The following is a 12,616-nucleotide window of genomic DNA, read 5'->3' as shown; positions in this document are numbered from 1 at the left end:
CATCGACAAAGACTATTGTCAGTCGTGTCGATCCCCGGGGAGGACTCCATGCGCAACGCGATCCTGGCCGCCCTCGTCACGACGGCGGTGGCGGCCACCACGGCCGTCGGCACCACCGGTCCCGCCGCAGCCGCGGACAACTACTACCTGGCCACCACCGAACAGGTCAGCAACCGGGTACTGGTCTGGAACCGGAACGTGGCGTGGACCGACGCCAACCTCCACTGGCAGTTCACCCCGGGCACCACCTCCGGCGCCTGGCAGAACATCTCCGACGTGCGGATCCGCGCCACCGCAGCGTTCGGCACCGTCGCCCTGGTCACCGCCTCCGGCGGACGGGCGGCGATCGTCGACGTGAAAAGCGGCCAACCCCGGGCCACCACCGCCGACATCCTGTGGCAGGCGACCCCCGGCGGCAACCCGCACGCCATCGAACGGATCCCGGACAACGGTTCGATCGTCGTGGCCAGCTCGGGCGGCACCCTCAAGCTCTACTCGCCGACCGCGATCAGCGACCCCGGCACCCTGGCGCTGGTGCAGACCATCTCGTTCCCGGGCGCGCACGGCGTGCTCTACGACCCGACCCACAAGTACGTCTGGGCGATCGGCGAGGGAAAGCTGGTGTCATACAAGATCAACGGGACGTACCGGAGCACCCGGCTCGCGGCGACCGGCACCGCGATCAGCCTCGGCACGTACACCAACGCCGACGGGGTGGTGAGGCCGAACCTCGGACACGACCTGCAGCCCTCGTACACCGACCCGAACACCCTGCTGATCACCCACACCACCGGGGTCTTCTCGGTCAACACCAGCAGCCGTACCCTGACCAGGATCTCCAGCACGACCCGGGTGAAGGCGTACGTCAACCAGACACCCGGCGGCGAGCGGGCCTGGGTACGCGGCGACAACACCGGTTCCCGTACCTGGGGCAGCCCGACCGTGCAGTTCTTCGACTCCGCCGGCACCGCCACCGAGACGAAGACCCGCTCCGGTGCCGAGTTCTACAAGGTCCGGAACTGGACCACCGCCTTCGAGTGAGCCGCCGGGCCGGGTCGCCGTCCGCCACAGCAAGGACCGGACCGGACCCGTACTCCGCTACCCCCGACGACCGCTGGACCAGCTTCCTCACCGCCCTCAAGGAGAACACCCTCAGCGCCTGAGCGTCGTGATCACGTAAACCGTGGCCTGCCATGGCCGGCCGTCGTTTACGTGATCACGGACGACGCGGCGGAAGTGCCCGCCGACCGGTGGCTCAACTCGGTGTGGGATCGTCCAGCGCGGCCAGGACAAGGTTGAGGCTGGCGGTCGCGTCGCCGATGCCCCACTCACGTCCGTCTGCGGCCCGCACCTGGTAACGCCCGTCGTCCAGCGGAATCACCCAGGGGCAGTCTCCGCTGTACGGATAACCGACGGTACGGCTGAACCCGAGCCGCCAGTGGCTGGTGAACGGCATCAGCGCCCGCATCCTCGGCTCCTGGATGGCCAGGTTGACGAACGAGGCCAACCGGGTCAGCTGCGGCGCCTGGTGAGCATTCTCGGCGTACCTGCGCCAGGTGAACTCCGCCGCCTCACCACGCTCGTGCGCCTCGGCGAGCGGGCCGAACCTGACGTACGCCCAGGCGGCGCCCAGGTCGCGGACCCGTACGCCGGACCGCCAGGTGGCGGCCGCGCCGGCGACCTCGGACAGGTCGCCTGTGGAGCCCCGGGCCATCAGGACCCCCCGAGCCCAGAAGTTCACGCTGAACGACCGTTCGAGGCGAGCCATCAGCACGTTGGTGCACCACTGGTTGTCCTCGACCCTCGCGCCCACCTGACGCCAGCCTGGTGCAGACGGCAGAAACGCCCGAAGCTGGTGGCCGGCCGCGTCGCACTCGGCCTGCAGGGCGCGCTGCAGACTTCCCGCCCGGACGATGTCCGGGTAGAGAACAGGGTCGACACCGTTCCCAGCTGGCCTCATGTCATCTCCCGCCACCAGACCAGTGTGCCGGCGACCCAAAGCGGTCAGCCTGGCTCGGGCAGCTTTCGTACGAAATCACTGGCGCTTTCGTGAAGGCATGTCACGGGCCAGGGCGGTGTCTGGATCGCGTTCTCCCAGGTGAGGTGCACGATCGCCCACCGCTCGGCGGTCTGGACAACGATGTCGTCCGACGCCTTCGATCGGGCGACCACCTCCACGGGCTGTCCGTGGAGAGGGTGACCAGGAGCGATCTCGGAAAAAAGCTGGGCGTGCAGCGCCCGCCGCTGCGCCTGCTCAGCCGGACCATCCCGGCGCAGGTCCCACCACGGATCGCTGAAGACAGGCTGATCGGGCACGCCGTCATGGTGCCGTAGGTCATCTGCGGACGTCGGATCAGAACGGTTGGAACGCCTCGAAGGGTGGCTCGACCAGGGCGTCCGGCAGCCGGTACGCCCGACAGCGCGGCACCGACTCGGCGGCCGGATCGTCGCGTACCTCGACGATCTGACTGCGCCCCTCAGCAGCGACCATCAGACCAGTGTGGACTGTCGGGTGGGCTGGCGGCCGGTTCTGTCGGGTACCGGCCGGCGGGCCGCCCCCGTGGCGGCCCGCCGGCCTGCTCTGTCAGTCGTCGATCGACTGGTAGACGGCGGTCCAGAAGTCGGTCCACATCGGCATGGTCTGGTCGCCCGCGTGTGCCCGCTGCATGATGGCGATCGTCGTCAGGTCCTCGGCGGGGTCGTTGTACCATGCGCTGCCGTAGAAGCCGGACCATCCGTAACTGCCGACCGAGGGGCCGAGCTGCGTACGACGGGTCCGGACCGACATCCCGAAGCCCCAGCCCATGTTGTCGAAGTACCCAGGCCAGAACCCGGAGACCGCCTTCTGCTCCGGGTTCAGCTGGTCGCTCGTCATCAGCGTCACCGACGGCCGCGACAGCACCCGTTCGCCGTGGTGGGAACCGCCGGCCAGCAGGGCCGAGGCGAAGGCGAGGTAGTCGTCGGCGGTCGAGACCAGCCCGCCACCACCTGACTCGAACGCCCGGGGCCGGCTGAACCGCCCGTCGGGAGCGTCCTCGACCACCGCCGCACCGGTCGGGCCGTTGTCCCGCTCGTACGCCGTCGCCAACCGGTCGACGCTCTCGGCGCCCACGTGGAACGCGGTGTCCTTCATCCCGAGCGGATCGCAGATCCGCTCACGCACGGCCTCCCCGAACGACATGCCGGTGGCCCGGGCGACGAGTACGCCGGTCACGTTTGAGGCGACGTCGTACATCCAGCGCTCACCCGGCTGGTGGACGAGCGGAAGCGCGCCGAGCTGTTTCAGCCACTCGTCCGGCGACGGGTAGCGCAGCGCGTCCAGCGCGTCGGCGATCGGGACCGTTCCCGGCATGGCCGGGACCATTCCGGTGCCGGCGGTGTTGGCCAGCAGGTCCCGCAGCGTGATCGGACGGTTCGCCGGGACGGTGTTGTCGAGTGGCCCGTCCGGGTCGGCGAGCACCGTCATGTCCGCCAGCTCCGGAAGGAGGTCGTCGACCGGATCGTCGAGGCGCAGCGTGCCGTCCTCCACGAGCGTCATGGCACACGCGGCGATGATCGGTTTGGTCATCGAGCCGGTACGCCAGATGGTGTCGGCCGCCATCGGCGTCTTCGCTCCCGCCCCCTCGAACGCGAGGTTGCCCACTGCCTCGACGTGCACCTCGCCATGGCGGGCGAGGACGGCCATCGCACCCGGCACGAAGCCCGAGTCGACGTGACGCTGGAGCTGCCGTCGTACCCGAGCCAGGCGCCTCGCCGAGAAGCCACCCTTACTCATCTGTCTCGCCTCTTCCTGCGCTGTGTCGTGCCGGTTTCAGTAGCGGTAGGTGGTGTGCCCGAACGGGTCGCCCTTGGCGTTGCCGTGCCCCGCCCTCGGTGTCACCTCGAAGACGACGGCCTGGGTGCCGGGATTCTTGGACACCAGGGCACCGTTCTGGATGTCGAGCTGCCAACGGCCGTCCCAGCGGCTGCGGTAGCGGGCGGCGACCCGTCGCAGCAGTGCCTCGTCGGTCACCGCGGCGGCGGTCCCCTCGATCGCCACGTCGAGGCCGCAGTCCCAGGCCGTGTCGCCGGCCAGGACCATCACCTGGGGGTTGGCCTGGATGTTGGCGTATTTCACCTCGGTGTCGCCGGTGTGGAAGTAGACCTTCCCGTCGAGCACCACCGGGACCATCGGGGTCGCGTGCGGACGGCCGTCGGGCCGTACGGTCACGATCCAGGCGACCTCCGCCCCGGCCAGCCTCGCCTCGGCCGCCGCCCACGGCACCGCCTCGGCCTTCTCGTCGCTGTAGCGCCGGTCGATGGTCGCGCTCGCCGCCTCCATCACACCTCCGGGGCTGATTGCAGATCGCAAGTGGTCGACGCGACGCTAACACCAGCGATTGCAAAGTACAATCGGAACGGATGGCTGACGTGGAAGAGCCGCACCGGTCGGGATGTCCGATCAACCTGGCGGTCGAGGTGCTGGGCGACCGGTGGTCGCTGGTCGTGCTGCGCGACATGATGTTCGGCAACCGGCACTACTTCCGCGAACTGCTGACCGGCTCCCAGGAGGGGATCGCCTCCAACATCCTGGCCGACCGGCTCCGCCGGCTGGTCGCGCACGGCCTGCTCTCGCGCACCGACGACCAGACCCACCGCCAGAAGATCCGCTACAGCCTCACCGAGGCGGGCGTACAGCTCGTACCGGTGATGGCGGCACTCGGCTCCTGGGGCCGCCGACACATGCCCGCCAGCCACGAACTCTCCGTCCGCGCCGAACTCCTCGAACGGGGCGGCCCCGACCTGTGGGACCGGTTCATGGACGAGCTGCGCGAACAGCACCTCGGCATCCCCCGGCCGCCGGGCACCCCGTCGGTCTTCGCCGAACTGCAGGCGGCGTACGAGGCCGCGGTCGCGGAAACGCGCTGACGAAATACTCCTGACCGTTGACAGGCAAGTGACAACTTGCCTATAAATGGTGGGCATGGACGCAGACGCCGACCTGTTCAAGGCGATCGGTGACGCGACCCGACGCATCATCCTGGACGAACTGACCGAACGGGATGGCCAGACGCTGTTCGAGATCTGCAGCCGGCTGACCATGAAACACGGCCTGGCCTCCACCCGTCAGGCCATCTCGCAACACCTCGCCGTCCTCGAACAGGCCGGTCTGGTGCACACCCGGCGGCAGGGCCGGTTCAAGTTCCACCACATCAACCCGAGCCCGCTGCGCTCGATCGTCGACCGGTGGCTCGTCAACCGAGAGGAACCACAATCGTGATCCGGATAAACGTCACAAGCGTGCTGGTCGACGACCAGGCCAAGGCGCTGGCGTTCTACACCGAGAAGCTCGGCTTCATCAAGAAGACCGACCTACCCGCCGGCGAGGCCCGCTGGCTCACCGTGGTCTCCCCGGCCGACCCGGACGGTGTCGAACTGGTGCTGGAGCCGGACGGGCACCCTGCGGCCGGACCGTTCAAGGCGGCCCTGGTCGCCGACGGCATCCCGTTCACCCAGTTCGCCGTCGAGGACGTGTACGCCGAGGTCGAGCGGCTCAAGGCGCTGGGCGTCGAGTTCACCCAGGAGGCGACCGACCTGGGCCCGGTGGTCACCGCCGTCCTCGACGACACCTGCGGAAACCTGATCCAGATCGCCGCGCTGAAGTAGTCACGCACCGGCGCTTTCGAAACCCCTGCGCTCCGTTCGGCCCCGGTCATCGCGACCGGGGCCGAGCCGTGTCGGTCCGACCACCGAGCGCGTTTGCCACTGTCAGCTACCTTTCAGGTCGTGGCAGCGGGGACCCTGATCTTCCTCATCATCGGCGGTGCCGGCGTCGCGGTGCTCGCGCTGGCGCTGCTCGGCACCGAACTCGCACACATCGGCAACCCGGACATCGACGGTCCGATCAGCCTGGAGGCGGTCGCCGCCTTCGCCGGCGTCCTCGGCTTCGGCGGTGCGATCGCCAACGAACTACTCGGCGGTGGTGGCGTCGGCCAGATCGTGGCGGCCGGTACGCTCGGCACGCTGGCGGCCGTCCCGGCCGGTTGGCTCGCCTCCCGGATCTCCCGGGCCGCCCGTAACATGCGCACCGACGCCACCCCGACCCGCAACGACCTGGTCGGCGCGCTCGGTGTGGTGGTCACCCCGATCCCTACCGCCGGCTACGGCGAGGTACGCGTCCGGATCGCCGGCCAGCCGGTGAAGCTCAACGCCAAGTCCGAACGCCCGATCGCGACCGGCGCCCAGATCTTTGTCGTCGAGGCGCTGAGCGAGACGAGCGTCCTCGTCGAGACGTACTAGCCCCCACTCGTCAACTCTCCTTCACCCCAGCTCAGCTCGACCGTGCCCTCGTGTCGTCGCCAACCCTCACTCCGAAACGGACGGTGTCATGCTGATCCTCGTCGCCATCGGCGGAGCGGTACTGCTCGCCTTCATCCTCATCCTCTTCGTGCTCTCCCGGATCAAGGTCGCCGGACCGAACGAGGCGTTCATCGTCACCGGCCGCAAGGGACGTACGACCCAGGGCGCCGACGGCACCCGGTCGACCGACATGTCCGGGCAGAAGGTTGTCCTCGGTGCGTCGGTCTTTGTCCTGCCGGTGGTGCAGAAACTCCAGTCCCTCGACCTGTCCAGCCGGCGGATCGACGTCAGCATCAAGGGCGCGGTCAGCAAGCAGGGCATCCGGGCCGAGCTGCACGGTGTCGCGATCGTCAAGGTCGGCGGCACCGAGGACGCGATCCGGGCCGCCGCGCAGCGGTTTCTGCACCAGCAGGACGAGATCGACAGCTTCACCCGTGAGGTGCTCGCCGGTGCGCTGCGGTCGATCGTCGGCCGGCTCACCGTCGAGGAGGTCATCCGGGACCGGGCGGCGTTCGCCAGCGCGGTCGCCGAGGAGGCCGAGCACTCGATGACCAACCAGGGTCTGGTGCTCGACACCTTCCAGCTCCAGGACATCCTGGCTGAGGGGTCGTACCTCCAGGACCTGGGCCGGCCGGAGGCCGCCCGGGTACTCAAGGACGCGGCGATCGCCGAGGCCCGGGCCCGGCAGCAGGCCGAGCAGGAGCGACTGCTCGCCGAGGAGGTGATCGCCGAGGCGAACCGGAACCTGGCGCTGAAGCAGGCCGGGATCCAGGCCGAGATCGACGCGGCCAAGGCGAAGTCGGCGGCCGCCGGTCCGTTGGCCCAGGCCGAGCGGGACCAGGCGATCCTCTCCGAACAGCAGAAGGTTGCCGAGCGCAACGCCGAACTCAAGCAGCGCCAGCTCGACACCGAGGTCCGCAAGCCGGCCGACGCGGCCCGCTACAAGGTGGAGCAGGAGGCCGAGGCGGCCCGCAACGCGAAGGTGCTCGCCGCCGACGCCGAGCGGCAGGCCACCATCGCCGCCGCCCAGGCCGCCGCCGAGCAGGCCCGGTTGACCGGTGAGGGCGAGCGGGCCCGCCGGGCGGCACTCGCCGAGGCGAATGCCATCGAGGGTGCCAAGGAAGGTGAGGCGGAGCAGCGCCGTCGTACCGCGATCGCGGAGGCGATCGAGCGCGAGGGCCAGGCGGAGGCCGCGGCGATCCTGGCCAAGGGCCAGGCCGAGGCCGAGGCGATGTCCCGCAAGGCCGAGGCCTTCTCCGCGTACGGCGAGGCGGCCGTGCTCGACCTGCTGGTGAAGATGCTGCCGCAGGTCGTCGAGGCGGCGAGCGCCCCGGTCGGCGCGATCGACAAGCTAACCGTCATCTCCACCGACGGCGCCAGCTCGCTGACCAAGTCGGTCGCCGCCAACGTCGCCCAGGGGCTGCAGCTCGGCAGTGACCTGACCGGTGTCGACCTGGCCGGACTGCTCGCCCGGCTCGGGGCCTCCCGCGGCGGCGGTGACCAGATCCTGGACGGCATCCTGGCCAACGGTGGCAAGTCGGCGCCCGCGGTCGAGAAGGACTGACACCCCTACCACCAGTCGCGGCCCGGCACCGGAGGTTCTCCGGGGCCGGGCCGCACCGCTGTCGGCGGCAGGGGCTACTGCTGGTCGAGCCGGTGACCCCCGCGCTTGGTGGGCCGGTGTTAGCGGAGGTTCCCCCAGAAGCCGTAGTTGTGGTCGGTGGTGAAGTCCGCGCGCTGCCAGGCGTGCGAGGACAGTGTCTGCACGTATCCGTGGTCGCTGCGGAAGCTGGGCCAGGTGGTCCTGCCGGTCGCGGCGAAGCCGGTCCAGGTACGCAGCATGCGGTCGCGGAAGGCGTCCTGCTCCGGCGCAATGGCCTCGAACAGGGCGATGTCGTCGAACAGGTAGGGCAGTTCGGTCATGTGGCCGGCGCGGTGCGCGAAGCTGGGTGCCGGGTAGCCGGTGAACCAGGGGGTGTCGCGCTCGCTGAACTCGTACATCCGCGTCGGGGTCCACTTCGACAGCATCCGCGCGGTGTCCACGGTGGGCGTCGACCAGAGCGCGTCGGTGCGGACGGTGGCCAGGGCCTCGCCTGCCGAGCCGAAGTCGCGCAGCGGATACCGTGCGAGCACGGCGTCGGCGTTTTCGCCGAACTGTGCGCGGATGGCGGGTTCGTAGTCCTCGGGTTTCATCGGGGTGCCCGCGGCGAGTTCCTCGCCCAGCACCATGCCGCGCTCCTCGTCGTGGTTGACGCCGATGAGGACAGGGACCCGGTTGAACCTGCCGGTGCGCAGGGCCTCGGCCGGCGGCAGCGGCATCAGCGCCGTTCCGGCCACCGGGCGAGGCTCGTTGAACGGGCCGTAGGCCGCAAGGAGTTCAGCGACGGGCTTGCCTCGCATGCATGCTGCGGTGTCCAGCTCGCAGTGGACTGCGGTGATGACCCTCCTGGTGTCGGCTTCGGCTTCGGCGCGCGTGCGGGAGCCGTCGGTGGCGCAGGGGGCGCTCTGCACGATGGCCCGGTGGAACAGGCCGGCGGAGGCGGGGGAGGCGAGGTGGCCGCAGACGCTGAAGCCACCGCCGGACTGGCCCATGATCGTCACGTTGCCGGGGTCACCGCCGAAGGCGGCGGCGTTGGCGCGGACCCAGCGCAGGGCGGCCTGCTGGTCTTGCAGACTCAGGCCGTCGGCGCCGGGCTGGGAGGGGTCGCTGAAGTGGCCCATGATGCCGAGCCGGTAGTTCATCGACACCACGACCGCGCCGTTCGTGGCGAGGCTTGTGGGGCCGTACATGTCACCGCTGCCGTACATCAGGCTGCCGCCGTGGATCCAGACGAGCACCGGCCGCCTCTCGGTCGCCGTCGCGGCGGGCGTCGTGACGTTCAGGTAGAGACAGTCCTCGTTTTCGCTGGGGACTCCGACGGGTAGCCCTTCCGGCTGGGGGCAGGGGGCGCCGGGGCTGGTCGCCTCCCGCGTCCCGGTCCAGGTCGCGGCGGGCTGTGGTGCCTTCCAGCGCAGGTCGCCGACCGGTGCGGCGGCGTACGGGATGCCTTGGAAGCTGCGGATCGGGCCGTCGGCGGTGCCGCGCACCGTGCCGTTGGTCGTGTGGAGCACCGTCCGGTCGGCAACACCGTCGAGTCCCGCGGCCTGGGCGAGCACCGGGGTGGCCAGGGCGAGCCCGAGACCCACCGACACGGCGAGGGCGGACGCCCTGGAAGCCGTCATGAATTTTGTCATGGGACGGACAGTAAGCAGATTTGGGCGATCGCGCAAGGCGTTCGCGCAAAACGATCGCACTAGGCGAGCGCGCAAAGTGGTGCTACGGTCTGCCGCATGGGAAATCGCGAAGCCCTGCTCGTCGGCGCCAAGGCCTGCCTGCGGAAGAAGGGGTACGACCGCAGCAGCGTCCGCGACATCGCCACCGCTGCCGGCGTGAGCATGGCCGCCATCGGCTACCACTACGGCTCCCGCGAGGCCCTGCTCAACCAGGCCCTGTTCGAGATCCTCGACGAATGGGGCGACTCTGTTGGCCGGGCGCTGCGCCCCGACGCCGACGACTGCACCCGGGCGCACTTCGCGCGGATTTGGCAGAGCCTCATCGACGACCTCACCGCTCAGCCCGACCTGTGGCTCGCCTCGATAGAGCTGTTCATGCAGGCCCAGCGCCAACCCGAGCTGCGCCAGGCCCTAACGGGCGGCATCGCGGAGGGCCGCCGGGGCATGGCGGCAATCCTCACCAGCGTGCCCGAGGACCAGGTTGCAGACGAGTCGGTACGCACACTCGGCAGTGTCCAACTCGCCCTCATGTCAGGCGTAATGATCCAGCACCTCAGCGACCCCACGACCGCGCCTACCGCCGACGAGATCCTCGAAGGACTCCGCGCCCTGGCCGCACTCGCCCACTGAAACCAATGCCCGTCGCACTCGCTCAATGATCATTTGGGCCACGAGCACGGCCGCGGCCTATCCCAACCACGCCACACTCCGATCCGGCCGCTACACCTGCGAAGCCCTCATCACCCTCGCCCAGCGCGCCGACCGTGGTTTCGACCGCCGCATCTTCGCCGACGATCTCGGGCAAGGCACCCTGCTCGCTGACCTCAAGCAAGCGATCACAGCAAGGCCCCGAAGCGACCGGCATACGCAGACAAAAGAACCTAAAACCGCAGGTCATCAGACTGCGGACACAAGCGGATCCTCGAGTTGGGAAACCTGTGCAGCAGCCCGGCCGGCGGCGGTGGGGTGGTCAGTCGGGTCATCGGGTGGTCAGTCCGTCCGGGTGTAGAGGGTGGTGGCGACCAGCGACCGCTGGGTCAGCGAGTCCCCGACACAGGTGTAGCCGGACGGCGCGGTCGAGGCGGTGAACGGCTGCCAGCCGCTGGCGGGACGGTCGCCGACCGAGAGCCGGAACTCGGCGTCGGAGCGCAGGTCGAGCAACTCGAACCGGTCGCCGGTCGCCGCGTACCGGAAATTGACCCGGCCGCGCAGTTCCAGGATCACGTCCTGCCCCGCGTAGCCGGCACGGTAGCTGGTGCCGGTGCCGTAGTCGGTGATCGCCGTGCCTCCGGCGCTCAGCGACAGCCGGGTGCCGGCGCCGCCGGTGAAGCTGAGCCGGCCCACGTCCGGCACGTCCACCTGTTCCCGGTGCTCGGTGACCCGCCAGGTGCCGACCAGGCACTCCGCCCCCTCGACGGCCGGACCGGTGGAGCTGGTGTCGCCGGCGGACGTGCGGTCACCGGCGGCCGGGCCGCTCGTCGGAGTCCCGTCGGACGGCGGGGAAGCGTCGTGGGACGACGTCGCGTCGCCCCGGAGGACCAGGACCACCCCGATGGCGACGACCAGGGCAACGAGCGTCGACCCCAACGCCACGATCGGTACCAGGTAGGAACGGCCGGCTGGCCGCCCAGAGACCGCCACGCCCGCCTCCTCGACGCCCGCCGACGACAACTCCGATGTCGACTGCGACGGTAGCGGAGCGGGCCGACCGGCGGTGAGCCGCCGGAATGCCGCCGACCGGCGGGAGCCGCCGGATCAGGGGAGCCCAGCTGTAACCATTACTGTTACAGTCAGCGTCAGTCGATCGTCCACGGAGGAACGATGGCGGCGAACAGCAGACTCACCATCGCGGTGCACGCCCTCGCCTGGCTGGCGTTGGCACACCGACGCGGGCAGGCCGTACTGACCTCGGACGAGGTCGCCGCGAGCGTGCTCACCAACCCGGTGGTGATCCGACGCGGCCTCGGCGAACTCCACCGCGCCGGACTGGTGGAGGTACGACGGGGTGCCGGTGCGGGATGGCGTCTGGCCCGACCACCGGAGCAGATCACCCTGCTCGACGTCTACGAGGCGGTCGAACGGGACCCGCTCTTCGCGATGCACCACACCGAACCCAACCTGGAATGCCCGGTCGGCCGGGGCATCCGCCCCGCACTGACCGGCGTCTACGACGGCGTGGAACAGGCCCTACGCCGCGAACTCGCCGGTACGTCGATCGCCGACGTACTGCACCGGACCCTGGAGCTGACCCCGTGACCCTGCGCTGCCCGGTTGTCGAACTACGGCGTTACACCCTGCACGACGGTCGACGCGACGAGCTGATCACGCTCTTCGAGCGCGAGTTCGTCGAAACGCAGGAGGCGACCGGGATGACCCTGATCGGCCAGTTCCGCGACCTGGACGACCCGAACCGGTTCGTCTGGCTCCGCGGCTTTCCCGACATGGCCCGGCGGTCGGTGGCACTGCACGACTTCTACGGCGGGCCGATCTGGCAACGGCATCGGGACCGGGCCAACGCCACCATGGTCGACTCGGACGACGTACTGCTGCTGCGCCCGCTGGACGACCGCTCCGGCTTCCCCGCACCGACCGGGGTACGCCCACCGGCGGACGTACCTCCGGCCACCGGACCGGCCCGGCCGCCGTCCCCGGTTGTCGTCGCGACGATCTGCCGTCGGACCGCACCGGTCGACGCCGGGTTCGCCGACCTGTTCCGTCACCTGGTGGCACCGGCGCTGGCCGAGGCCGGCGGCGCACCGCTCGCCTGCCTGCGAACCGAGTACGCCGAGAACACCTTCCCGGCCCTGCCCGTCCGTACCGGCGAGCACGTCGTCGTCTGGTTCTCCCGGTTCGCCGACGTCGAGCAGGTCGAAACACACCTGCGCCGGCTGGACCGGTCGGTCAGGTGGCAGACCGAGGTACTGCCCGAACTGGCCGCGACGCTCGACGGCGCCCCGGAACGGCTGCGCCTCGTCCCGACCGCCCGGTCGGCACTGCGCTGACC

At 69.9% G+C, this 12,616-nt stretch carries 16 protein-coding genes; 9 read left to right on the top strand and 7 right to left on the bottom strand.

From position 1 onward, the window contains the following. Window positions 1-48 precede the first annotated feature (48 nt). Window positions 49-1,041 carry a DUF6528 family protein gene (locus ABGB21_RS00815; protein ID WP_347655513.1) on the top strand — a complete coding sequence of 331 codons (993 nt, stop codon included), beginning with the start codon at window positions 49-51 and terminating at the stop codon, window positions 1,039-1,041. Window positions 1,042-1,255: 214 nt separating this feature from the next. Here the strand turns inward: ABGB21_RS00815 and ABGB21_RS00810 are convergent, their stop codons facing one another. The 5 genes from ABGB21_RS00810 to ABGB21_RS00790 all read right to left on the bottom strand — a co-directional run bounded on the left by ABGB21_RS00810 (window position 1,256) and on the right by ABGB21_RS00790 (window position 4,321). Then, window positions 1,256-1,960, bottom strand: coding sequence for a DUF6193 family natural product biosynthesis protein (locus tag ABGB21_RS00810; RefSeq protein WP_347675963.1), 705 nt, complete (start codon window positions 1,958-1,960; stop codon window positions 1,256-1,258). Between the two features lie 44 nt (window positions 1,961-2,004). Beyond that, window positions 2,005-2,316 (bottom strand): hypothetical protein, encoded by a 312-nt coding sequence (locus ABGB21_RS00805; RefSeq protein ID WP_347675961.1) that lies wholly within the window; start codon window positions 2,314-2,316, stop codon window positions 2,005-2,007. Window positions 2,317-2,353: 37 nt separating this feature from the next. Continuing rightward, window positions 2,354-2,491 (bottom strand): hypothetical protein, encoded by a 138-nt coding sequence (locus tag ABGB21_RS00800; RefSeq protein ID WP_347675959.1) that lies wholly within the window; start codon window positions 2,489-2,491, stop codon window positions 2,354-2,356. 93 nt (window positions 2,492-2,584) lie between these two features. Next, window positions 2,585-3,775: a serine hydrolase domain-containing protein gene (locus tag ABGB21_RS00795; protein ID WP_347655509.1), complete on the bottom strand. Its 1,191-nt coding sequence runs from the start codon at window positions 3,773-3,775 to the stop codon at window positions 2,585-2,587. A 36-nt stretch (window positions 3,776-3,811) separates the two neighbouring features. Next, window positions 3,812-4,321, bottom strand: a complete 510-nt coding sequence (locus ABGB21_RS00790; RefSeq protein ID WP_347655508.1) for a pyridoxamine 5'-phosphate oxidase family protein — start codon at window positions 4,319-4,321, stop codon at window positions 3,812-3,814. 80 nt (window positions 4,322-4,401) lie between these two features. Between ABGB21_RS00790 and ABGB21_RS00785 the strand changes: the two genes are divergently transcribed. The 5 genes from ABGB21_RS00785 to ABGB21_RS00765 all read left to right on the top strand — a co-directional run bounded on the left by ABGB21_RS00785 (window position 4,402) and on the right by ABGB21_RS00765 (window position 7,903). Beyond that, window positions 4,402-4,908, top strand: coding sequence for a helix-turn-helix domain-containing protein (locus tag ABGB21_RS00785; protein WP_347655507.1), 507 nt, complete (start codon window positions 4,402-4,404; stop codon window positions 4,906-4,908). A 46-nt stretch (window positions 4,909-4,954) separates the two neighbouring features. Continuing rightward, the gene (locus ABGB21_RS00780; RefSeq protein ID WP_347655506.1) at window positions 4,955-5,260 is read left to right on the top strand and encodes a metalloregulator ArsR/SmtB family transcription factor; all 306 of its coding nucleotides are present in this window, start codon (window positions 4,955-4,957) and stop codon (window positions 5,258-5,260) included. Beyond that, window positions 5,260-5,646, top strand: coding sequence for a VOC family protein (locus tag ABGB21_RS00775; protein ID WP_347655520.1), 387 nt, complete (start codon window positions 5,260-5,262; stop codon window positions 5,644-5,646). The genes ABGB21_RS00780 and ABGB21_RS00775 overlap by 1 nt, the downstream gene beginning before the upstream one ends. Before the next feature lie 120 nt (window positions 5,647-5,766). Next, a complete protein-coding gene (locus tag ABGB21_RS00770; protein ID WP_347675957.1) occupies window positions 5,767-6,279 on the top strand; it encodes a hypothetical protein in 513 nt (170 codons plus the stop codon). A gap of 88 nt (window positions 6,280-6,367) precedes the next feature. Continuing rightward, window positions 6,368-7,903, top strand: coding sequence for an SPFH domain-containing protein (locus ABGB21_RS00765; protein WP_347655504.1), 1,536 nt, complete (start codon window positions 6,368-6,370; stop codon window positions 7,901-7,903). Between the two features lie 119 nt (window positions 7,904-8,022). On the opposite strand, the gene ABGB21_RS00760 is transcribed toward ABGB21_RS00765, so the two are convergent. Next, window positions 8,023-9,573 carry a carboxylesterase family protein gene (locus tag ABGB21_RS00760; protein WP_347655503.1) on the bottom strand — a complete coding sequence of 517 codons (1,551 nt, stop codon included), beginning with the start codon at window positions 9,571-9,573 and terminating at the stop codon, window positions 8,023-8,025. 96 nt (window positions 9,574-9,669) lie between these two features. Between ABGB21_RS00760 and ABGB21_RS00755 the strand changes: the two genes are divergently transcribed. Beyond that, window positions 9,670-10,242 carry a TetR/AcrR family transcriptional regulator gene (locus tag ABGB21_RS00755; RefSeq protein WP_347675955.1) on the top strand — a complete coding sequence of 191 codons (573 nt, stop codon included), beginning with the start codon at window positions 9,670-9,672 and terminating at the stop codon, window positions 10,240-10,242. A 360-nt stretch (window positions 10,243-10,602) separates the two neighbouring features. Here ABGB21_RS00755 and ABGB21_RS00750 read toward each other — a convergent pair whose 3' ends face one another. Further along, window positions 10,603-11,253, bottom strand: a complete 651-nt coding sequence (locus tag ABGB21_RS00750) for a hypothetical protein (RefSeq protein ID WP_347675953.1) — start codon at window positions 11,251-11,253, stop codon at window positions 10,603-10,605. 180 nt (window positions 11,254-11,433) lie between these two features. Between ABGB21_RS00750 and ABGB21_RS00745 the strand changes: the two genes are divergently transcribed. Then, window positions 11,434-11,868 (top strand): Rrf2 family transcriptional regulator, encoded by a 435-nt coding sequence (locus tag ABGB21_RS00745; RefSeq protein WP_347655500.1) that lies wholly within the window; start codon window positions 11,434-11,436, stop codon window positions 11,866-11,868. Further along, the gene (locus ABGB21_RS00740; protein WP_347655499.1) at window positions 11,865-12,614 is read left to right on the top strand and encodes an NIPSNAP family protein; all 750 of its coding nucleotides are present in this window, start codon (window positions 11,865-11,867) and stop codon (window positions 12,612-12,614) included. Before ABGB21_RS00745 ends, ABGB21_RS00740 begins: the two co-directional genes overlap by 4 nt. The last annotated feature ends 2 nt before the right edge of the window (window positions 12,615-12,616 follow it).

Origin of the sequence: Plantactinospora sp. B24E8 (assembly GCF_039871735.1) — a bacterium.
GTDB lineage: Bacteria > Actinomycetota > Actinomycetes > Mycobacteriales > Micromonosporaceae > Plantactinospora.
This window is presented reverse-complemented; position numbering and strand designations above follow the sequence as displayed.

Coding starts and splice junctions, on each gene's coding strand:
- ABGB21_RS00815 (WP_347655513.1), top strand. CDS start 49: ATGCGCAACGCGATCCTGGCCGCCCTCGTCACGACGGCGGTGGCGGCC.
- ABGB21_RS00810 (WP_347675963.1), bottom strand. CDS start 1,960: ATGAGGCCAGCTGGGAACGGTGTCGACCCTGTTCTCTACCCGGACATC.
- ABGB21_RS00800 (WP_347675959.1), bottom strand. CDS start 2,491: ATGGTCGCTGCTGAGGGGCGCAGTCAGATCGTCGAGGTACGCGACGAT.
- ABGB21_RS00795 (WP_347655509.1), bottom strand. CDS start 3,775: ATGAGTAAGGGTGGCTTCTCGGCGAGGCGCCTGGCTCGGGTACGACGG.
- ABGB21_RS00790 (WP_347655508.1), bottom strand. CDS start 4,321: ATGGAGGCGGCGAGCGCGACCATCGACCGGCGCTACAGCGACGAGAAG.
- ABGB21_RS00785 (WP_347655507.1), top strand. CDS start 4,402: ATGGCTGACGTGGAAGAGCCGCACCGGTCGGGATGTCCGATCAACCTG.
- ABGB21_RS00780 (WP_347655506.1), top strand. CDS start 4,955: ATGGTGGGCATGGACGCAGACGCCGACCTGTTCAAGGCGATCGGTGAC.
- ABGB21_RS00765 (WP_347655504.1), top strand. CDS start 6,368: ATGCTGATCCTCGTCGCCATCGGCGGAGCGGTACTGCTCGCCTTCATC.
- ABGB21_RS00760 (WP_347655503.1), bottom strand. CDS start 9,573: ATGACAAAATTCATGACGGCTTCCAGGGCGTCCGCCCTCGCCGTGTCG.
- ABGB21_RS00755 (WP_347675955.1), top strand. CDS start 9,670: ATGGGAAATCGCGAAGCCCTGCTCGTCGGCGCCAAGGCCTGCCTGCGG.
- ABGB21_RS00745 (WP_347655500.1), top strand. CDS start 11,434: ATGGCGGCGAACAGCAGACTCACCATCGCGGTGCACGCCCTCGCCTGG.